Raw genomic sequence first — 19,836 nt, 5'->3', positions numbered from 1 at the left:
TCTATATTATTGCTTTTCGGTCAGGGTAACCCCTTGATAATAGTGTTTCAAAATCTTGTCATAGGTATACCCTTTGACCGCCGCGCCGTGTGCTCCCCACTGAGACATGCCAAGCGCATGTCCCCAGCCGTTACCGTGGAAGATGTAGGACTGGTTTTTGCTAACGACGCGACTTTGACCACCAGCGCCGAGCAGGACGAACTGCTCATTCGAGCCATTGATCGCCTTGGTCGCAGTGCCTGCTGCGGTGATGACGTGCAATTCTTTGCCTTGCTGCTTCGCGTTAGGATATTCGCTCTTTGTGCCGCTTGCGCCGAGCACGGTATAGGTCCCCAACTGCTCGATCGTCGCTCGCGTGCTCCACAGGTCGTCGAACAGGTAGCGGAGATAGTCGGCGTTCGGCACTGTGATCGCTTTCCCGTTAGCACTGACTTCGAGCATATGCTCGCCTTGACCCCACTTGGAAACGCGCAGGTCGTAGACGGGACTTGAGACGGTCGGGTAGCCGCTTCTTTGGTTTTCGTTGATCATGTTCATCATTTGGGTAGGAGTGAACGGGCCTTTTTGCCAGTTGTACGTGTTGTACTCGATCTCTTCCTCCAAGATGACGACCCGCATGCCTTTGGTCGCGTTGGCAAGAATGCTCGCATAATAGTTGGGCACCGGACGAACCGCCTGCGCGTCCGCATTGACGACCCCTGTGGCAAATCCGGCCGCATTGGTGCCATCCTTGGTGACGCCGCTCGCCCGCATCCAACCGATCATGCCGTTGGGCAGTTGAACGCGATAGCAGAGCGGTTCGCGACGGGTCGCTTCGACGTCCCACGGGCTCTCAATAGCTTTCAAATAGTCGATTCCCGCACTTCCCCAGATCTCCTTGACATCACCCGAGTAACCGCCGTGGTTGGACGAATAGAGCGCTTCGACGAGCGCGCCATTTTTCATCAGGACCTGCCCCATCGTCTCATTGACCGCTTGGTTGGTATCCTGCGCCTCACGACCATAGCCGCGATAGGCCTGATCCCACACGTCATCGGAGATATCGGCGACTCCCCAACGGTTGCTGCCCATCTTGCGCACCGCATAGGTACGGGCAGCGACCGCTTGCGCCTTCAGCGCTTCCAGCGGCCAGCCGGATGCCATCTCCTGCGGCAAAACGCCGTACAGGTACTGATCGAGTGCGACGTAGTTGATCACGTGCGGCTTTTCATTGTAGCCTTGAACCAAAATCACTCCACGGTATTCGCGCGCTTTCTCCAGCACTTTGATCACCGCAGGCGATCCGGTCGGGACGAACGCGGTCTCTTCCTTCGCCGAATTCTGGATGAAATGCGGAATCTCCATGCCCGAGTAAGCGCTTTTCTTGACGAGGAGGTAGTCGGCCGGCCCATAGTCCGCCTTGGCATATCCACCGCCCAGACTTGCGTTCAAAGCGTCCAGTTCTGCTTGGGAACCTTCGTTGCCGATCCAGACCTCCCACGAGCCGTCTTTACGCACGAGCGGATAGGCTTCATGCCCTTTTGCCCGCAGATCGTTCGCTCTTGCCTCTGCAGCGCTCTGGTTGGCTAACTTGCCAGTGCTCAGGCGCAGATAGCCACGGACTTTGGCAGAGCCAGCCAGCCTATTGCGGGCAGCATCCGCTTGCGTTCGATACTCATAGTACCCATTGATCACATGATAACGCTTCTGGCCGGAGATGTTCTCCACCAAGATGTCATAGGACATGCCAAGTCCGTCCACACGGTTGGCAGCACTCTGCGCTTCAGCCAGAGTGTTGTATACGCCGACGAGGACGTAATAGTTGTCCAATGAAGCCTTGACCGCGCTTTGCGACGTGTAGCGCGCCGTAAACTTGTCTCCCGTATAAAAGCCCACCTGCAAGCCGCCACGGCCTTGCAAGGTGACCGTATCGGTCGTCGTGTTAAAAGAACTCGTCTTCATCATCAGACCCACGCGAATCGGGGTCGTACCACTCACAGCTTCTGCAGTTTGCATCATCGGCGTCTGCAACAGGCCGCCGGCCATTGTGACCGCGACCAGACAGACGGAGACCTTCTTCCAAGCAGCGTAGACTCTTGAGTTGCGCATGATCGTCTCCTTACATCTGTAAACTAGTTTCGAGGTGCATGTGAAGTACTATACTTCCACAAAAGGTGCGGTTTTCCTGCCCTGTCCCTACAAAAGCTGGGGATCATACATCAAATGGGAACTGGCTGAATGATAACAGGATTAATTTGTTTGAGAAATGATGGACACTACCCCTTCTCAACGTCTATAATACAAGTGAAAAATCTAAAATTTCAGGGAGACGGTACTGCATGCGATTAGCCCCTGTATCACTGAGTCTGGTTGAGTCGGTTCTCGCCAAGCCAGTTCTCGATGAAAAAGGTATGATCCTCGTCGGTGCTGGGGTCAAGCTTTCAGAACGTATGATAACGCGTTTAAAACAGCTTGGGGTCTCCAGCCTTTATATTGAAGATAAGCGCACGGACGACATTGTGATCGTCGATGCGGTGTCTGACGAGACGCGCCGAAGCGCAGTCAACACTGTCTACAACTCCATGCTGTCTATGATTGAAACGGAACGAGGTGCTCGTCGTGCCTCTCGCCCGCAGATCGGCCGCGAGATCTCCCGTGTTTTTCAAGACATCCTCGCCGATTTGAAAGCCAACAACAGCGGCTTGATCAACTTGGCTAGCATTTTTACAGTAGACGGATACCTCTATCATCATTCGGTGAACGTTGCCATTCTGTCCACCGCTTTGGGACTGGCCAAAGGGTACGGACAGAAGGAGATCACCGAGATTGGCGTTGGTGCCTTGCTTCACGACATTGGATGTACCAAAGTTCCACAAGAAATTTTGAACAAGCCTGGCCGCTATTCGGATCTCGAGTATGAGCTGATGAAGAAACATGCGGAGTGGGGTTATGAGATGCTGCGCGAGCAAGACGGCGTATCGCTGTTGTCCGCCCATATCGCGTATCAGCATCATGAGCGCAACGATGGGTCCGGCTATCCGCGCGGGTTAAAGGGCGATGAGATCCACGAATACTCGAAGATCGTCGGCATGTGCGACGTTTATGAAGCCCTCACTTCTAAGCGCTTTCATCGTGAAGCATTTCTGCCCCACGAGGCGTTGGAGTTCATTTTGGGAGGCGGCACCGCACTGTTCGATCTGTCCTTGGTGCGCCTGTTCGCGAAAAACGTCGCAGTTTACCCGATCGGCATGACTGTCAAACTCAACACGGATGAAACTGCCGTTGTCGTCAGTCTGAACCCCGAGTATCCGCAACGTCCTGTCGTTCGCCTGCTCACCGACGAGTACGGTCGCCGTTTGGACAGCCCGTATGACATCGACTTGACCAAAGAATTGACCATGATGATCGTCAGCTACAACGAGTAACATGTCCATAGAAAAACCCCACATGCCATGCGCTGTGGGGTTTTTCTATGGAGCGAAGATCCAACAGTCAACGCCTAGCGTTCACTGTTGGCCGAACTGTACAGCGCTTGCATGACCTCACGATGATCGCAAGTTTGCCGCCTGACAAGATTTAGTCACCCTTTTTCTTGCCTTTTTGCTGATCATCTTTGTTGTTTTTCTGATCTTTTTGGTCATTGCCATTGTTCCAGCTCTTATTCTTGTTCTGATCATAGCCAGACTTTACATTCCAATTTTGATTGGGAGTATTCCAACCTTTTTGTTTGTCGTCCCCCTTCTCGTTGGAGGACTTTTTCGGCTGGGCCTTGCTATTGTTGCCATCGTGCTTAGCGGACTTGTCAGACTGGGAAGACTTTTGATCCTTGCCATTCTTGTCATCCTGCTTCATTTTGTTTTTGTTGTCCTCTTTTTTCTGCAGCCCGGGTGGTGTTTTCTTGTCTTGCTCGCGATGGTTCATGTTGCTCGGCACGATGCGTTGCTCGACCGTCGGCTCCTTTTGATTTACTTTCTTTTCTGCCATTTCGCGATGCCAAGCGTCCAGTTGCTTGCCACCCTTGAGATCATGCAGCATTTCGGCTAACTCTTTACCGCGCTTGTTGATCACTTTGGAGACCGACTCGGTTTTGAACTCATCAATGGCAACCTCAAGACCGCTTTGCATCGCTGCCAGATACAACGCATATTTGCCGGGAGACAAGCCGGCTTCTTGGGCCGCATCGCGCACTTCCTTGGACACGACTAGCCCCTCTACGGAGACTTCAGCACCGGTGTTTTGCGCCATCGACTGCACTTTGGCAACCAATTCACTCTCCACTTTGACTAGGTCGAGATCCGCTTTCATTTCCTCTTCCGCTACAGCCGGAGATGCAGTGATGATCACATCCGTCTTCTCGTCGAGGTATCCTTTGGTGTGCGCAACAGCGGCCAGTTTTCCAACTGCCTCATCGACCGACATCCCTTTTAATGTCAGTCCTGCCAACACCAAATCTCCCTCGTCGTTCAGCGACGTTGCCGTGACCACCTGTTTGTGATTGTCAATCGAAAGTTCGATACTCGGATTGATGTCAACCGTCACGTACGCATACGCAATCGGCTCCGAAAAAAGTACAGTGCTGGACCAAACACTAACGGCAAGCAGCACCGACGCTGCGACCACACCGACCTTCTTCAAAGTGGTGTTGAAGGTTTTTTTGTACCAAGGGAGCGGTGCGGCTTTGATAGGACTCCGCTTTTGATGGATCACCTCGTTAGGCACATCAACTTCCTGACCGATGGTCATTCCATCCACCCAAGGTATCTTCAAAAACGTTGCGTCTTTGGTCATCACAACGACCATTCCATCTGCTACTTGCATGACAATCCCTTTGTTCTGCATCAACGGCCCCCCTTTCGAAAGAAAATCATCTCCACCGCAGTTATATGATATAGTCTTGCAGCATTTCGAAATCGCCGATCAGGATCAAGGAGACCGCGATAATATATTTTCGTTGGCGTTCGATCGTCTTGCGGCTGACGCTGACATGTTTCATCAGCGCTTTGAGCGGCAAGGATTTTTTCGCCATCAGATAGTCGCAAAACTCCTGTTGTGAAGCGATCACTTTTGCAACTTCCATCGCATTTTCACGCGCATCCTGATGTTTCGGCGATAGATCGACCAACTCTTCCATCGAGATGTCAAACTGCATCAACAACTCCGTAAAATGCAGAATCTCATGTCGCCTGGCATCGCTTTCCACCTGCTTTTGATGCTCTTCGACAGACTTTTGCACTTCGACGTAGTTGATCACATTCTCTTCTTCATCTTCCACCTCGAATTCGGAGAAAGGCAGGTCGCGCTGCTTCGACTGCTTGGAGCGATAATAGTCGATCAAACGTCGCTTGATCACAGTGTCAGCAAAGCCAAGAAAACTGGTGCCGCGATTTAAATCATATCGTTCGATCGCTTCGTTAAAAGCGGAAAGCGCAATGCTAAACTCATCGTCTTGCCCACGGCGAATGTACCGTCCCGTTGCTTGGGAGGCGCTCTTCGCAACGAAAGGAATATACTCTCGCAACAGTTGATTTCGTGCCTCTTCATTCCCGCTGCGTGCCTTCATCAACAACTGATTGAGATCTGATGTCTCCTCCGATTTCTTGCGTCGGAACGGTAAGAGTCCCACCCATTCCACCTCGCTTGCTATAGGATTCGTACACCCAGGTCGTATTATGGGGCATCAAACGAGAGTCGTGTAAATATTTTTGTCGGACTATCAATCCGGACAGGTCAAACCAAAATGATGGTACCCGTGCGGCGTGACAATTCTCCCTCTAGGTGTACGTTGGATAAACCCGATCTGCAACAGATAGGGCTCGTAAACGTCTTCAATCGTATCCGGTTCTTCGCCGATTGTAGCCGAAATCGTGTCGAGTCCGACTGGACCGCCGCCAAATTTTTCAATGATCGTCAACAATAGTTTGTGGTCAACCTCATCGAGTCCCTTGTTGTCAACTTGAATCAACTTCAACGCATGATCTGCCAGGTCGGCCGTGATCACACCGTCCCCTTGCACCATCGCAAAGTCGCGCACCCGCTTGAGCAGTCGATTGGCAATCCGCGGGGTGCCCCGCGAACGCATGGCCATCTCCGCCGCGCCGTCTGGCACGATCGGCACGCCCAATATCTCGGCGGTGCGGACGATGATCTTTTGTAAATCCTCAAGATCATAATATTCTAAATGGCAGACTACACCGAAGCGATCGCGCAATGGCAAGGACAGCATGCCAGCACGCGTGGTCGCTCCAACCAAAGTGAACGGCGGGAGATCAAGCCTCACTGAACGCGCTGCCGGCCCTTTGCCGATGATGATGTCGAGCGCAAAATCTTCCATCGCCGGATAGAGTACCTCTTCCACACTTTTGTTCAAGCGATGGATTTCGTCGATGAACAGCACGTCGCCTTCCTGCAAATTGGTCAATAGCGCCGCCAGATCGCCCGGTCGTTCGATGGCCGGGCCCGAGGTGACGCGGACATTGACACCAAGTTCATTGGCGATGATGTTGGAAAGCGTCGTCTTGCCAAGCCCGGGGGGGCCGTACAGCAGTACATGATCGAGCGCTTCCCGGCGCATCTTCGCCGCTTCGATATATACTTTCATGTTGTCGCGCACCTTGCGCTGCCCGATCATCTCGTGCAAATAGCGTGGGCGCAGCGTCTCTTGTTCGCTGTCTTCTTGCAGAGGTTGAGATGTCACGAACCGATCTTCCACGAAATACCTCTCCTTATTGGCGCATCATTTGCTTCAGAGCGAGCTTGATCAGGCTTTCAATGGGAACACCTTCTGATATCTCTTCCGCAAGGCTTCGGACAACCTCATGCGCTTCTTTTTCAGTATAGCCGAGACTGGTCAGCGCTTCATGCAACTCTGCTCCTAGTCCCTTGGATACAGGCGCCGCTTTGCTAGTCCCTTTTCCTGTAGCCAACGCAGGCGTCGGCAACAGCACAGCCAGATCGTCAAGCTTCTCTTTCAGATCCAAGATCAGCCGTTGAGCCGTCTTTTTACCGATCCCGGGCAGTTTGGTGAGAAAATTGACATCCTCCGAGCGAACGGCGAACACAAATTGGTCCGGAGTACCTGCCCCAAGGATCGCGAGTGCGACTTTCGGCCCAATTCCGTTTACGTTGTTGAGGCGGGTAAACAATTCTTTCTCCTCTTTTGTGCGAAACCCATATAAAAGATGGGCATCTTCTCGAACATGATGGTGAGTGAACAGGCGCAAATTCTCGCCTTCATTCACTTGGTAGGCGGTCGTGCCGGTCACGAACACGCGATAGCCGACACCGTTAACGTTGATCACCAGATGGTCAAGTTCTGCATAGGCGACTGTGCCTTCAACAAATGCGATCACTGCTTCAACTTCCTTTCCGCAAGGCTTTGCAGCGGAGCGGTATGCGCATGGGTGATCGCGATCGCCAGCCCATCTGCCGCATCGTCAGGCTTGGGAATCTTCGCGAGTCCAAGCAGCATGCGCACCATCTCCTGAATCTGTTTCTTCTCCGCTTTTCCGTAGCCGACGACAGACTGCTTGACTTGCATCGGGGTATATTCTGCGACTGCAAGACCCGCCTCCCGAGCAGCGAGCAATACCACGCCGCGCGCTTGGGCCACATCGAGCGCAGTCGTAACGCTCTTCGCAAAGAAAATCTGTTCAACCGCCATCGCATCTGGCTTGTGCCTCGCGATGATTTCGCGTATCGCACCGTAAATCTCGACCAGGCGATCGGGGATCGGTGTGTTCGGTTTAGTCTCCACGCACCCATATTCAACAGGCTTCAATCGATTGCCAATCAAATCGACCACGCCGTATCCGGTTCGCCCGTATCCTGGGTCGATTCCAAGTATCCGCATGTTGGCAATGCCTCCTTAGTCGTTCGGTAGGAACGTATTCGATGCCGAACATACATTTCCTTTTTAACATAGAACAACACAGAAAGCTATGGCAGTATCAGGTAGACATAATGTGATTTTGCGAAAAGATGACCCGCTCTGTGGAACTCGATTTTTTCCAATAAAAAAATGCTTCCACCAGGTAAATTGAGTATAACAGAGGGGGAATTCACTATGCGTTATCTTTGAAGATGGAGCTTTTCCTATAATTTCTTACAAAAAAAGTTCTAATTTCTCTGAAACCTTTTACATCCCTATTCCGTCTATTTATATGAAAACAATTTTCCTGAAAGGGGCGATGGTGTCTTGGTTGCTGAAGTGATCGCGCTTGTACTGTTGGTAGGTACTGTAGGATTTGGACTGACGATGATCGCGTCGGTCGAAGATGAAAATGTTGGAGATGACTCAGACCAGGTCACCAACGTACAATAGATCGCAAGAAGAAAAGGCACAGCATTAAATCGCTGTGCCTTTTTATTTTCCCTTAAACTCTTTATACCGCTTCTCTTCCTGTAGGGCCGCCCATTCCAAACGTGGCAGTAGCGCTTTGCGATTTCCAGTTTTACCATAATCATACCACTCTCGAATCACCAGTGACGGATAGGACATCAGGGCCTCAAGAACGCGTCTGTTATCCTCGCACAAAGGATAGGTACGATCATACGCTTCGACCATCTCTTGAAACAGTCCCGTTTCATGTCCGTTCAAGTAGAGCGCATGGTTGAGCAACTGGTAGAGATCATGCACGCGCACGTCGAGCCCCGCGAGATCGAAGTCGATCAGAGCGGCCGACTTTTCCTGCCAGATAAAATTATGCGGTGCCGGATCACGGTGGCAAAAGGCGCCACTGCGATTGTCCCGCTCCAACGCTTGCAAAAATCGAGGACCTTGCAACTCCCGCACCGCCTGCTTCGCCCGTTCCGCAAACGGCCGCCACAGCTCACCCAATGCACCGATGCGATAGGTCGCTTCTTGAGCGCGCTCCAAACGATGGCGGTACTTTTCCCATAGTGGCGGTACGCGCAGAGAGGAGGTCTTCTCAACCAGTTTTGCCGTGGGGACGCGGTGCAAAGCGCCAAGCGACACAGCCGCAGCCTTGCGTTCCTTGGGATCATACATCGACAAATGCCGTCCCGAAAGCCAAGGCTGCAACGTCCACAGCCCTCCTCGGTCACTGATGTACATGTTCTGCTCTTTCGTTTTCAAATAGGGGGCGATCTCCACACCGGCACAGACGACCGCATCCAAAGCGACTCCGATCGCATCCAGACGCTTTTTCATTCCTTCGCCTTCATAACGCTTGAGAATCATCGCTCCGCCGCTGGTGCGAAGGCCCGTCACTGTGCGAAGTTTGACCGCTTGCATAAACGTGAGCCCGTAGGCCCGCTCAAGCTTGCTGAGCAGGTTGTCTGTCAGCAGAGTCCCAAGCGACTCCCCCCTTTCCATACAAAAGGGAAGCCGGTCGGGCTTCCCTTGCTATAAATTTTATTCGTCCTCGCGATAGAACGTCTTCGGCATCATGCCCATCCCGCCGCCGTGCGCCATCTGCATGTGCTGGTGGTACAGCATCGTGTCGTGGTGAACGTTCCCATACAGATGAAGCTGAGGATGGATGAAATGATGTTTGTGTCCACCGCATTTGCAGACGTGATGTTTCGTTTTTTTATGGCAGCATTTTTTGTGCTTTTTATGCTTTTTCTTATGGGAAACCGGGATGTACATCAGCATCATCGGGTGGTGCTGTACAGGCTGCGGCATCATTTGCATTTGTTGCACTTGCACGTTTTCTTCATGCGGTGCGTAGTTCATGTGCGGTGCGTACTGAATGTTCATCTCAATCGGGGAAACCATTTGCGGCGGATGTACCACCGGGGGGTGCACGATCGGTTGTTCCACAGGCGCCATCTCCTTTGGTAAAGTCAGTTGTTCTTTGGGCATCAGCGGCGGTTGAAAGATCGGAGCGGTCAATTGCTCCTTGGGCATCAGCGGCGGTTGAACGATCGGAGCGGTCAGTTGCTCCTTGGGCATCAGCGGCGGTTGAACGATTGGAGCGGTCAGCTGCTCCTTGCTCATCGGAGATGAGTGGCCCGGGTTGTTACCATATTTGGGCTTGAGTCCCGCAGACGGGATATTCAAAACTTGACCGACATAGATCGAATCCGCATTTGGAACTTGCGGGTTGGCCGCTTTTAGTTGGTCAAGTGTGACCCCAACTTGCTTGGCGATCTTAAACATGCTGTCGCCTTGTTTGACAACATACTTCCACAAGCCATCCCATTTCGGGACGGACGGGTACGCAGGTGCGGGGCCTCCGGTTCCGACGTTAATCGGAGCATGACTGGGCGAAACGTGTGTGCCCGGCCCTTCTACTTCCTTCTTCGGCTCCTGAGCAGACGGGACCGTGCTGCTGCCCGGCCCTTCACCTTCGATTGGCATCGGGGTTCCTGGTCCCCCATCTGGGAGTTTGACCACCATGCCGACCTCCAGTTGGTCGGGGTTGGCAATCTGCGGGTTCGCAGCGATCAACTCGTCAAGCGTGAGACCATGCAGCTTTGAAATTTTCCAGAGGGAGTCTCCCTTTTGGACGGTGTGTACCTTCAAACCGGTCGCCCTCCTTAGTCATATGTCACTGGCAGTATATGCGCCTGCTCCTCATGTGTCCTTGTTCATCGAAAATTGGGCGGGGCCAACCAGCGCCCTCAGCGAGAGAAAAAAGAACGCGTTGCGCCTGACGATTTCGAAACCAAATCGGTCATCAAAAACTTCTCTGCGCGAATCTTTTCATAAGAAAAGCGCCCGTTTCCGGACGCCCTGCGATCAGTCTTTCAAAAACAGTTGCAACTTCTTTGCATCATACACGGTGATCTCGCCGCGCACGACGTCTAAGATCTGCGCCTTTTTCAACTGGCTCATCATACGATTGACCCCTTCTCGCGTCGAGCCGATCATCTTGGCCAACTCCTGATGCGACAGGTTGAGATCGAGCACCGTCCCCTTTGTCGTCACTCGCCCGTATTCTTCGATCAATCGTTGCAACGTAGAGATCAGCGCCCCCCATTTATCCTGCAGCGCCAGATCGCGCATCTGCGCCTGCGTCTGCAGCAGTCGCTCCCCGAGCAGCCGGATGATTGCGATCGACAAGTCTGGATTCTGCCGAACGAGATGCTCCAATTCGACATGTGGGATCTGCCAGACCTCCGAATCTTCAATAGCCTGTGCGGTCGCTGGATAGGGGTGTTCCAAAAACAGCATCGCCGCGCCGATCGGCTCACCGTCTTGACGGATGTAGACGATCATTTCTTTGCCCTCCGCTGTTGACTTGGTCAGCCGCACTTTGCCCGAGCGTACGACGTACATCGCGGTATACGGGTCCCCTTCGAAAAAAATCGTCTCACCGCGCGCCACCGCTTTGAGGTGGGTAATGCTCGCGATCATTTTCAAAAACTCTTCCGACAGTTCGCGAAACAGACCGACTCCGCGCAACTCTTTCCACATCTTCAGACCTCCACAACTTTCAGAAAAATGGGGCTATTCCTCCCCCACATCTTTCGAGTATACTTAGTTAAATAATTTTAGCTATTTGATCGGGGTGACCATTTATGAATTGGATTCAAAATATTTATCGCCGTTACGATACGACGATCTGGGTCCGTGCGATGGGTAGCATGTTAACCACCGTCTCCACCTTCATGCTCCGCCCGTTTTTGGCCTTATATCTCTATGATAAACTGGAAGGCGACCTGTTGATCACCACGCTGATCGTCGCCCTGCAACCGGGCAGTTCGATCATCGCTGCGCTCTATGCGGGCGGATTGTCCGACCGCTATGGACGTAAACCGTTGATGTTGTTCTCGCTTTTGATCACGTTTTTCACGTTGATCGGCTTTGCTTTCGTCGAATCGCTGACCGCTTTTGCGATTCTCTCAATCATCAACGGGATCGGCTCCTCCCTGTTCGGCCCGGCGGCTAGTGCGCAGATCGCCGATATCGTGCCGGAGAACAGACGCGCCGAAGTGTTTGCTTTGATGCACACTTGCTTTAATGTAGGCGTCGCGCTCGGGCCCTTGATCGGCGTCCTGATGTACAACATGAATCCGAGCTTTGTCTTTTTATTCTCTGCGGCAGTGACAGCCGTCTATGCTCTAGTGATTTTGACGAAAATCCCGGAAACCCTGCCCGAAGAAGTCCGCAACAAAATGAAAAGCACGACAGGTCAGAAAAAACAACCTTTGCCGAAAATGCGTTTTCGTGATCATAAGCTGCTGTGGTGGCTGACCCTTGGTATTTTACCATTCACGTTCATGTACTCCCAGGTAGAGATTATTTTGCCGCAACATTTGAAGACCAATTTTACAAACTACGTGGAAACGTTTGCTCTGCTGATGACAGTCAACGGGATTCTGGTGATGTGTTTTCAGATCCTGACCGCCCGCATTGCGGAGAAGTATTCGATGCAACGCGTCGTGCTGATCGGACTTCTGCTCTGTGCAGTCACCGCATTTGGTTACGGGTGGTCAAACACCTTGTTATTGTTGTTGCTGTCCGAATTTATTTTTACGATCGGCGAGATGCTCTTCATGCCACAAGCACAAAAAGCCGTCTCGATTTTAGCCCCAGTTGAATTACGCGCGCGCTATTTCGCCGTCTATGGGTTGAACTGGAATTTGACACGCACCTTCGGACCGTTTTTGGGCGCGTATGGATTCGGACATTTTGGTGGGTCGTATTGGTTTTCAATCATCGCCTTGCTATTGATCGCTGCGGCCATCTTTATGCATCGGCTGATCAGCCGCTCCATTTTTGCACCAAAACCCACCCCGGTAGCATCCGATACACATGCGCTGTAGAGAACCCACCATTGCTGGTGGGTTCTTTTTCTTTGCCCCGAAACTGAATATTTAGTCTTTGCTGAATCCACTATCTTTTTCTGTCTGTCATCTTGTATACTTTGCTGATACACAGGGGGTGAGGGGCATGAACTTTGTTTCACAAATACTTGGCCGCTATGACACCGCCATTTGGATTCGTGTGATCGGTACGATTTTAACGACATTTGCCAGCTTTATGATTCGTCCGTTTCTCGCTCTTTATCTTTTCGACAAGCTGCAAGGCAATTTGCTCCTCACCGCGGTGATCGTTGGACTTCAGCCTTTGACCGGATTGATCGCCGGTGTCTACTCGGGCAACCTCGCAGATCGGTACGGCCGCAAACCGATGATGGTCGCAGCGCTGGTCATTCAAGCGGGGACGATGATCGGATATATTTTTGCCGAATCGGTGTTGCAGTTCGCCCTGATCACGATCATCAACGGTCTCGGACAATCGATGTTCTGGCCAGCCGCTTCGGCGCAGATCACCGACCTCGTGCCAGAGGAAAAGCGTTCTGAAGTGTTCGCACTGATGCATACCGCCCTGAATGTCGGCGCTGCGCTCGGCCCTTTGATCGGGGTGATGATCTATAAGATCAACCCAGGGATCGCATTTGGCTTTTGTGCGCTGGCAGAACTGATTTATCTTGGTCTCTTGATCTGGAAAGTGCCGGAGACATTGCCCAAAGCGATGCGGGTACAGAAAGACGGTACTGCCGAACGGGTCGCCCAGCCTGAGTTCAAGATTCGCAAACATATGATCTTGATCTGGCTGACCATGGCGATGATTCCCTGCGCAATGCTGTACTCGCAAGTCGAGATCATTTTGCCGCAACATTTAAAAACCAATTTTGATTCCTATGTTGAAACTTTTGCTACCTTGCTGGCCATCAATGGGGCGATGGTCGTGTTGCTACAGATTGTCATCGCAAAGTTTGCGGATCGCTTTGCCGTTCGCAATGTCATTTTTATTGCGTTTCTGTTCCTCGCCTGCACCGCGTTCGGCTATGGTTTTGCGAAAACATTTTGGCTTTTAGTGATCGCGGAGATCTCGTTTACGATCGGCGAGATGCTGAATGGTCCTCAGATTCAAAAAGCGGTTTCGATCATGGCTCCTCCCGAGCTGCGTGGACGCTACTTTGCAATTTTTGGCGCACATTATGGGGTGACGGGGACGATTGCACCGACGATTGGTGCACTTACATTCCAAAAGTACGGCGGTGAAGCGTGGTTCTCGATCATCGGCGTGCTGCTGATCGTCGCCGCCTTTGCCCACTATCGATTGCTTGGACGTGCGCTGGGCAAGCCGACCAAAGAAGCGAAACAGGCTCCTGCACAGGCGACCAGCTAAAAGAAAAAGTTGAGTCTTTAGGGACTCAACTTTTTTCGTGTGTAGCGATAAATCAGATACACGATGGCGAGAAAGACGACGTACAAGAGCATGACCATCACGAGATTGCGCCCAGATGTCAAAGCCTGCTCACCGATGGTGGCAAAGATGATCATCGTCGGTAATTTTCCCAGCGCAGTCGCAGTTAGAAAAACGCGCATCGGCACTCGCACCAAACCGGAATAAATGTTGACAGCCGCAGCTGGAATGATCGGAATCAACCGCGCGAACAAAATCGCCAAAAACGCATTCCGCTCAAACAGGTCTGTAAATCTTCCGATCTTTTCATAGCGCTGTAAAAAGGACTTGGCCTGCTCAGCAAACACATAGCGAACCAGCAAAAACATCAGCACTGCCGCTGTCGTCGAGGCTAACCAAGTGATTAAAGCGCCGAGCGCCATCCCATACGTCGCCCCGATCACGCCGCCAACCAGCCCATACGGAAGCATAGGCACGAACGCAAACAGCACAGCCAATCCAAAAACCAATAACGGCATTTGTTCTGCTTGCCCCATCACCGCGAGCAGTTGCTCTTGGTTTAGGACGATCAACACAGCGCAAATGATCAGTATGAACAGAAAGAATATCTTCTTAGCGAACGGTTTCATCGTCCGACCACCATCGACTGCACAAGGGCTTGTCTATGCAAAACCAGTTCGACAAGGCACGGTTGCCGCTTGAGCATCTGGTACGGGCGAACACGACGCAAAACGGGAAACACCTTGCTGGCAAGTGGTTGTCTTTGTTGTCTCATCAGCATCTGCCTACCACGCACTACACTGCGTCTATCAAATAGCAGGGAAGACGCGATCATCTGTCTGTTTGCGTTGGAGCGAAGGAGCCGACCTGCTCGGAAAACATCGATGGCAACCACTTTCCTAAGACCCGGATGCAGTGTTCGCACCAGCACTTTATTCTCCTGAAACCGAACATCCATCAACGATTCCCCCTTTTGCTTCACACCTCCCAACATTCCACAAATCATGCTTTGTTCCTGTCGAATGATGAAAGATTATTGCCGAGGAAATAATTGATTATCGCTTCAACTCACTGACCTCAATACTGCCGCGATGTGTCTCCACTTTTACCACATGTTCGCCATCGCCTCTTTTCACCGCGATGTTTTGGGCCAAACCTTGAGTCTGTACCGGAATGGCATTTCCGTGAACCTTGCCAGCCGAGGTTTTCAGTGTAAAAGTCGCATTTGTATCTTTCGGGATATTCAATTCGATGCTACCGTTGTGTGTGGTCACTTGCCAGTTTCCGCCCACACCCGTTTTATTTTGGACACGGACCGAACCGTTATGCGTGTGCAGATCGATGCCACGCTCACAATCGCTAACAACAATTTTCCCATTATGCGTTTCCGCCATCAGATCCCCTGTCACCTTTTCGATCCGTAAGGAACCATTGCGAGACTGCAACCGAAGAGCGCCTTCAATATTTTTCGTTTCCACGCTGCCGTTGCGCGTATCCAAATCGACATCGCCATACACCGAATCGAGCGCGATGCTCCCATGATGCGTTTCAGCGCGCACCACCTGTGCATCGATGCTGTGCAGTTGCAGGGACCCATTGTGAGATTGGATGGATACATCGCCAGCGATGCGACGTACATCTACCGATCCGTTACGCGTATGAGCATCTACGCTACCCCAAAAATCGCGAGCTTCGATCGTTCCGTTGCGGCTTTGCAGATTGGCTCGTTTGAGTTGTTTCGGCACGGTCAGCTCCACACTGATTTTGATCGAGGAGTTCGTGTAAAACCCGGAGAACTCGCGCTGTTCAAACACGATTGAGTTTCCGTCTTGTTCCAAACGCCATAAGCGGTCCGCGTCAGAAATGGTGCGAATCTCTTCCGCCAGCTCTCCTTTGATGACGACATGAACGTGGGCCTGTACTGTCTCTTGTTCAGTATGTTTGACGATGATGTTGCCGCTGTGCACCAAAACTTTCAATTGATCGGCCAACTCATCAGGCTTCAGAGTCACCTCTGTGCTGCCTTCAAACTTCGCTCTCGTGCCAAGCAAAAAATCAAGCATTGTCAAAATCCCCCTTACTTGTACTTTGTTAGCTCCATCGTATCATGGACAGAAATCAAAAAGACTCGGTCTCAAGACCGAGTCTTCGTCCAACCAAAGGCTATTTGTGTTCGTTTTAGAAAGCCGGAACGATTGCACCTTTGTAGTTGTCGTTGATAAATTTTTTCACATCTTCGGAGTTCAACGCTTTCGCCAGCTTTTGCAACGCTGGGTTGTCCTTGTCAGCTGTGCGAACCGCAATGATGTTTGCATATGGCGATTCTTTGTCCTCAATAAACAGCGCGTCTTTGGTCGGGACCAGATCGGCTTCGAGCGCATAGTTGGTGTTGATGACAGCGAGATCAACTTCCGGCAGTACGCGCGGTAGCATCGCAGCTTCCAACTCTTTGATTTCAAATTTCTTTTCGTTTTCGATGATGTCTTTGATGGTGCCAGAGATGCCGACGCCTGCTTTCAGTTTGATCAAACCATTTTTCTCAAGCAAAGCCAAGGTGCGGCCAACTTGAGTCACATCGTTCGGGATGGCGATCGATGCGCCGTTCGGGAGATCGGAAACCTTTTTATATTTTTTCGAGTAAGCGCCGATCGGCTCGATGTGCACAGCTGCAATATGGGTCAGGTCAAGTTTACGTTCCGTCGAGAACTTTTCAAGGTACGGGATGTGTTGGAAGAAATTCGCATCCAATTGCTTGTCTGCCAGTTGCAGGTTTGGTTGGACATAGTCGTTGAAAGTAATAATCTCCAGTTTTACGCCTTCTTTTTCCAACTGCGGTGCCACATGTTTGAGAATCTCTTCATGCGGGACGGGAGACGCTCCCACTTTCAAGGTGACCACTTGGCCTGCGTCACCCGTTGCAGCATTCTTTTTGGAATCGTCTGTGCCGCAGCCGACGAGAGATGCACTAAGAAGCAAAGTCATTGCGCCAAGAAGAAGTTTTTTCATGATGAAATCATCCTTTCGAGTGTGTGTCTGTTTTTCTCAAAATTATTTTCTGCTGAAATGTGCGACAAGTCGGTCGCCCAGCATTTGAAACACTTGAACCAATGCAATCATGATACAGGTAGCGACGATCGTCACATCCATTTGGTAGCGCTGGTATCCATAACGGAGCGCCAAATCACCAAGTCCACCCCCGCCAATCGCCCCTGACATCGCCGAGTAACCGATCAGCACGACGAGCGTGATCGTCAGACCCGCCAGTATCCCGGGTCGCGCTTCTGGAAGCAGGACACGGGTGACGATCTGCCAGGTTGAAGCTCCCATCGACTGCGCCATCTCGATTACGCCGCGATCAACTTCACGCAGCGATGTTTCAACCAAGCGGGCAAAAAATGGGGCAGCACCGACCACCAGCGGTGGAATCGCTGCCGAAACGCCAAGCGATGTGCCGACGATAAATTTGGTAAACGGAATGATCAGGATGAGCAAAATTATGAATGGAATCGAGCGAAACACGTTGATGATGATCGACAGCACCTGATTGAGGATACGGTTTTGCATCAATTGGCCTGGCCCGGTCAGATAAACCAGAACACCGAGCGGCAAACCGATCACTGCGGTAAACAAGGTGGCGATTACAACCATGTAGAGCGTCTCATTGACTGACTTCCAGATCTCCGGCCAGAACACGTTCGGGAACCATTCTAACAGCAGCGTTTCCACTATTCGATCACCTCCACATCAAGCCCGCGACTGAGCAGCGTGGTAACGGCGCGATCAAGGTCTGATCGGTCACCCGTTAGTTCGAGCACCAATCGTCCGTAAGGCGTGTCTTTCATCCGTGAGATCGTTCCATGCAGGATATTGAACTGCACGGAGGCTTGCTGTAAGACTTCGAACATGATCGGCTGGAACGCTACATCGCCCAGAAAGGAAACTTGCACCATGCGATGCTGTTGCTGCGAAGAGATCGGCAGGGCGAAATGCTGATTGAGCAGTTCCTCCGGGACCTCAAAGTGGCCGACTTGCGCCACGAACTCTTTGGTGATCTGTTGCTGCGGGCGAAGAAACACTTCTACAACCGCTCCCTCTTCGACAATCTCACCGCCATCGATGACCGCCACACGGTCACAAACTTCCTGAATGACACCCATTTCGTGTGTGATCAGAACGATCGTAATGCCGGTTTTTTTGTTAATATCGGCAAGAAGACGCAGGATCGACTGTGTGGTCAACGGGTCGAGCGCAGATGTCGCTTCATCACAGAGCAACACTTTGGGGTCGTTGGCAAGTGCGCGGGCGATACCGACACGTTGTTTTTGGCCGCCGGATAGTTGTGCCGGATAGTTAGTAGCATGTTTGGTGAGTCCGACCAAATCGAGCAGTTCGTTGACTTTGCGATCGATCTCCGCTTTCGGTTTCTTGGTCAGGCGAAGCGGAAAGGCGATATTTTCATAAACTGTGGCAGAAGATAAGAGATTGAAGTGCTGAAAGATCATGCCAATGCTTTGGCGCGCTTTTTGCAAATCGCGTGCACCGAGTTGGGTTAAGTCAACCCCGTCGATCTCAACAGACCCTTCGGTCGGGCGTTCCAGCAAGTTGATACATCGAATCAAAGTTGATTTTCCAGCACCGCTGTGACCGATGATTCCGAAGATTTCACCTTTTTCTATCGTCAGATCAACCCTCTTGATCGCGGTGATCGCTTTCTTTTTTACAAGGTAGTCTTTTCGTAGGTTTTGAAGCTTGATCATAAGGCGCCCCATCCCTCCTTTTTCTTGATGATCGTTTCGTTCCTGTGCTGAAGGCAATAAAAAATGCCCTTCCACAAACGAAGGACACAAGGCAAACAACTCTTGCATCTTTCATCTGCCGAAACAATAGTTTCGCAGGAATTGGCACCATTTCAGTTCATTGCCACACGAACTGACGGTTGCCGGGCTTCACAGGGCCAGACCCTCCACCTCTCTTGATGAAAGCACGAAAAGTATTTAGTTTTCAGATCAGAATTCTTGGGAAAGTGATTGACTATGAATTGGAGTATAGCATCTAGTTCATTTTTTCGTCAATACCCTATTTTAAAATCGTTCTTGTGGAATTGGAAGAAGGATGATGCTTGAACCAATCTTTGCGACGTGTAGAGAGTTGCCAGATCGGTGACAATAGGTTCGCGGGCTGAACACCGCCAAATTGACTTGCTGAGGAGGCTGACATCTTGAAAAAGTTTACTGCACTCGCAGGCGCACTTTTGCTGTCGTCATCCCTACTCGCCGGTTGTACCCCCAATGCTGCTCCGAACAACAACATCGACAAGACGCGGAGCAGTGCCTATAATACGGATCGCTCAGGCCGTATTATGGATAATACCAACGGTATCGGTGTTCGAAACACGCGCTATGATAACGACCGTCGCGGGGCGATTGACAACATCGGCACGACTCGTCGTCCCAATGTGCTGACCAATGATGCATTGGATCGCAATCGCGTCGGGGCGCGTGACAACACTGCGACTCGCAACATGCGCACCGACCGCGCGCTCGAAGCTCGCGTCGAAGCGATCCCGGGCGTACGAAATGCGAAAGTTCTGCTCAGCGGCCATGTCGCCTATGTGGCGATCAACCAAGGCACCGCTCTGCAAGGGAACCGTGCAGGAACCATGAACCGCGACGTGCCCCCGATGGCGGGGCGTACTGCGACCCAGCGGGCGTTGACCGACAATCGCACCGGCG

19 protein-coding genes and 1 riboswitch (1 of these 20 cut by a window edge) are annotated in these 19,836 nt (G+C 51.7%); of the genes, 5 read left to right on the top strand and 14 right to left on the bottom strand.

Annotated features, from left to right (window positions below):
• Positions 1-6 precede the first annotated feature (6 nt).
• Positions 7-2,088, bottom strand: coding sequence for a SpoIID/LytB domain-containing protein (locus CIG75_RS06340; RefSeq protein WP_094235874.1), 2,082 nt, complete (start codon positions 2,086-2,088; stop codon positions 7-9).
• Between the two features lie 230 nt (positions 2,089-2,318).
• Between CIG75_RS06340 and CIG75_RS06335 the strand changes: the two genes are divergently transcribed.
• Positions 2,319-3,404 (top strand): HD-GYP domain-containing protein, encoded by a 1,086-nt coding sequence (locus CIG75_RS06335; protein WP_094235873.1) that lies wholly within the window; start codon positions 2,319-2,321, stop codon positions 3,402-3,404.
• A gap of 151 nt (positions 3,405-3,555) precedes the next feature.
• Here the strand turns inward: CIG75_RS06335 and CIG75_RS06330 are convergent, their stop codons facing one another.
• The 8 genes from CIG75_RS06330 to CIG75_RS06295 all read right to left on the bottom strand — a co-directional run bounded on the left by CIG75_RS06330 (position 3,556) and on the right by CIG75_RS06295 (position 11,362).
• Entirely contained in the window at positions 3,556-4,818 is a 1,263-nt protein-coding gene (locus CIG75_RS06330; protein WP_094235872.1) for an anti-sigma factor domain-containing protein, read from the bottom strand.
• Between the two features lie 40 nt (positions 4,819-4,858).
• Positions 4,859-5,602: an RNA polymerase sigma factor SigI gene (gene sigI / locus CIG75_RS06325; RefSeq protein WP_094235871.1), complete on the bottom strand. Its 744-nt coding sequence runs from the start codon at positions 5,600-5,602 to the stop codon at positions 4,859-4,861.
• A gap of 90 nt (positions 5,603-5,692) precedes the next feature.
• Complete coding sequence (gene ruvB / locus CIG75_RS06320) at positions 5,693-6,688, bottom strand: Holliday junction branch migration DNA helicase RuvB (RefSeq protein ID WP_094235870.1); 996 nt, start codon at positions 6,686-6,688, stop codon at positions 5,693-5,695.
• Positions 6,689-6,701: 13 nt separating this feature from the next.
• On the bottom strand, positions 6,702-7,328 hold the full coding sequence (ruvA, locus tag CIG75_RS06315; RefSeq protein WP_094235869.1) for a Holliday junction branch migration protein RuvA: 627 nt from the start codon (positions 7,326-7,328) through the stop codon (positions 6,702-6,704).
• Positions 7,325-7,828 (bottom strand): crossover junction endodeoxyribonuclease RuvC, encoded by a 504-nt coding sequence (ruvC, locus tag CIG75_RS06310; RefSeq protein ID WP_094235868.1) that lies wholly within the window; start codon positions 7,826-7,828, stop codon positions 7,325-7,327. Before ruvC ends, ruvA begins: the two co-directional genes overlap by 4 nt.
• A 513-nt stretch (positions 7,829-8,341) precedes the next feature.
• Positions 8,342-9,313 (bottom strand): phosphotransferase, encoded by a 972-nt coding sequence (locus tag CIG75_RS06305; protein WP_094235867.1) that lies wholly within the window; start codon positions 9,311-9,313, stop codon positions 8,342-8,344.
• 39 nt (positions 9,314-9,352) lie between these two features.
• Complete coding sequence (locus tag CIG75_RS20610) at positions 9,353-10,468, bottom strand: LysM peptidoglycan-binding domain-containing protein (RefSeq protein WP_157729417.1); 1,116 nt, start codon at positions 10,466-10,468, stop codon at positions 9,353-9,355.
• A gap of 216 nt (positions 10,469-10,684) precedes the next feature.
• Positions 10,685-11,362, bottom strand: coding sequence for a Crp/Fnr family transcriptional regulator (locus CIG75_RS06295; RefSeq protein WP_094235866.1), 678 nt, complete (start codon positions 11,360-11,362; stop codon positions 10,685-10,687).
• Between the two features lie 104 nt (positions 11,363-11,466).
• Between CIG75_RS06295 and CIG75_RS06290 the strand changes: the two genes are divergently transcribed.
• Complete coding sequence (locus CIG75_RS06290) at positions 11,467-12,714, top strand: MDR family MFS transporter (protein ID WP_094235865.1); 1,248 nt, start codon at positions 11,467-11,469, stop codon at positions 12,712-12,714.
• A gap of 127 nt (positions 12,715-12,841) precedes the next feature.
• The gene (locus CIG75_RS06285; protein WP_094235864.1) at positions 12,842-14,086 is read left to right on the top strand and encodes an MDR family MFS transporter; all 1,245 of its coding nucleotides are present in this window, start codon (positions 12,842-12,844) and stop codon (positions 14,084-14,086) included.
• Between the two features lie 17 nt (positions 14,087-14,103).
• Here CIG75_RS06285 and CIG75_RS06280 read toward each other — a convergent pair whose 3' ends face one another.
• Entirely contained in the window at positions 14,104-14,733 is a 630-nt protein-coding gene (locus tag CIG75_RS06280; RefSeq protein WP_094235863.1) for a TVP38/TMEM64 family protein, read from the bottom strand.
• A 35-nt stretch (positions 14,734-14,768) separates the two neighbouring features.
• Here CIG75_RS06280 and CIG75_RS20605 point away from each other — a divergent pair, with 35 nt between their 5' ends.
• Positions 14,769-14,921: a hypothetical protein gene (locus tag CIG75_RS20605; RefSeq protein ID WP_157729416.1), complete on the top strand. Its 153-nt coding sequence runs from the start codon at positions 14,769-14,771 to the stop codon at positions 14,919-14,921.
• 238 nt (positions 14,922-15,159) lie between these two features.
• On the opposite strand, the gene CIG75_RS06270 is transcribed toward CIG75_RS20605, so the two are convergent.
• The 4 genes from CIG75_RS06270 to CIG75_RS06255 all read right to left on the bottom strand — a co-directional run bounded on the left by CIG75_RS06270 (position 15,160) and on the right by CIG75_RS06255 (position 18,861).
• Entirely contained in the window at positions 15,160-16,167 is a 1,008-nt protein-coding gene (locus tag CIG75_RS06270) for a DUF4097 family beta strand repeat-containing protein (RefSeq protein WP_094235861.1), read from the bottom strand.
• A 115-nt stretch (positions 16,168-16,282) separates the two neighbouring features.
• Complete coding sequence (locus CIG75_RS06265; RefSeq protein WP_094235860.1) at positions 16,283-17,110, bottom strand: MetQ/NlpA family ABC transporter substrate-binding protein; 828 nt, start codon at positions 17,108-17,110, stop codon at positions 16,283-16,285.
• 42 nt (positions 17,111-17,152) lie between these two features.
• Positions 17,153-17,830, bottom strand: coding sequence for a methionine ABC transporter permease (locus tag CIG75_RS06260; RefSeq protein WP_407701273.1), 678 nt, complete (start codon positions 17,828-17,830; stop codon positions 17,153-17,155).
• Positions 17,830-18,861: a methionine ABC transporter ATP-binding protein gene (locus CIG75_RS06255; protein WP_094235859.1), complete on the bottom strand. Its 1,032-nt coding sequence runs from the start codon at positions 18,859-18,861 to the stop codon at positions 17,830-17,832. The genes CIG75_RS06260 and CIG75_RS06255 overlap by 1 nt, the downstream gene beginning before the upstream one ends.
• A gap of 108 nt (positions 18,862-18,969) precedes the next feature.
• Positions 18,970-19,086, bottom strand: a riboswitch (SAM riboswitch).
• A gap of 236 nt (positions 19,087-19,322) precedes the next feature.
• Between CIG75_RS06255 and CIG75_RS06250 the strand changes: the two genes are divergently transcribed.
• A protein-coding gene (locus tag CIG75_RS06250) for a YhcN/YlaJ family sporulation lipoprotein (protein ID WP_094235858.1) crosses the window boundary here: on the top strand, positions 19,323-19,836 show its 5' end (the start). 542 nt of this gene lie beyond the right edge of the window; 514 of the gene's 1,056 nt are visible here — the first part of the coding sequence; it begins with the start codon at positions 19,323-19,325; its stop codon lies off the right edge, out of view.

Source organism: Tumebacillus algifaecis, assembly GCF_002243515.1.
GTDB classification, from domain to species: domain Bacteria; phylum Bacillota; class Bacilli; order Tumebacillales; family Tumebacillaceae; genus Tumebacillus_A; species Tumebacillus_A algifaecis.
Note: the sequence above shows the minus strand (reverse complement) of the source record. Positions and strands in the feature narration are given on the sequence as shown.

Coding starts and splice junctions, on each gene's coding strand:
- CIG75_RS06340 (WP_094235874.1), bottom strand. CDS start 2,088: ATGCGCAACTCAAGAGTCTACGCTGCTTGGAAGAAGGTCTCCGTCTGT.
- CIG75_RS06335 (WP_094235873.1), top strand. CDS start 2,319: ATGCGATTAGCCCCTGTATCACTGAGTCTGGTTGAGTCGGTTCTCGCC.
- CIG75_RS06330 (WP_094235872.1), bottom strand. CDS start 4,818: ATGCAGAACAAAGGGATTGTCATGCAAGTAGCAGATGGAATGGTCGTT.
- ruvC (WP_094235868.1), bottom strand. CDS start 7,828: ATGCGGATACTTGGAATCGACCCAGGATACGGGCGAACCGGATACGGC.
- CIG75_RS06305 (WP_094235867.1), bottom strand. CDS start 9,313: ATGGAAAGGGGGGAGTCGCTTGGGACTCTGCTGACAGACAACCTGCTC.
- CIG75_RS06295 (WP_094235866.1), bottom strand. CDS start 11,362: ATGTGGAAAGAGTTGCGCGGAGTCGGTCTGTTTCGCGAACTGTCGGAA.
- CIG75_RS06290 (WP_094235865.1), top strand. CDS start 11,467: ATGAATTGGATTCAAAATATTTATCGCCGTTACGATACGACGATCTGG.
- CIG75_RS06285 (WP_094235864.1), top strand. CDS start 12,842: ATGAACTTTGTTTCACAAATACTTGGCCGCTATGACACCGCCATTTGG.
- CIG75_RS06280 (WP_094235863.1), bottom strand. CDS start 14,733: ATGAAACCGTTCGCTAAGAAGATATTCTTTCTGTTCATACTGATCATT.
- CIG75_RS20605 (WP_157729416.1), top strand. CDS start 14,769: ATGCAAAACCAGTTCGACAAGGCACGGTTGCCGCTTGAGCATCTGGTA.
- CIG75_RS06270 (WP_094235861.1), bottom strand. CDS start 16,167: ATGCTTGATTTTTTGCTTGGCACGAGAGCGAAGTTTGAAGGCAGCACA.
- CIG75_RS06265 (WP_094235860.1), bottom strand. CDS start 17,110: ATGAAAAAACTTCTTCTTGGCGCAATGACTTTGCTTCTTAGTGCATCT.
- CIG75_RS06255 (WP_094235859.1), bottom strand. CDS start 18,861: ATGATCAAGCTTCAAAACCTACGAAAAGACTACCTTGTAAAAAAGAAA.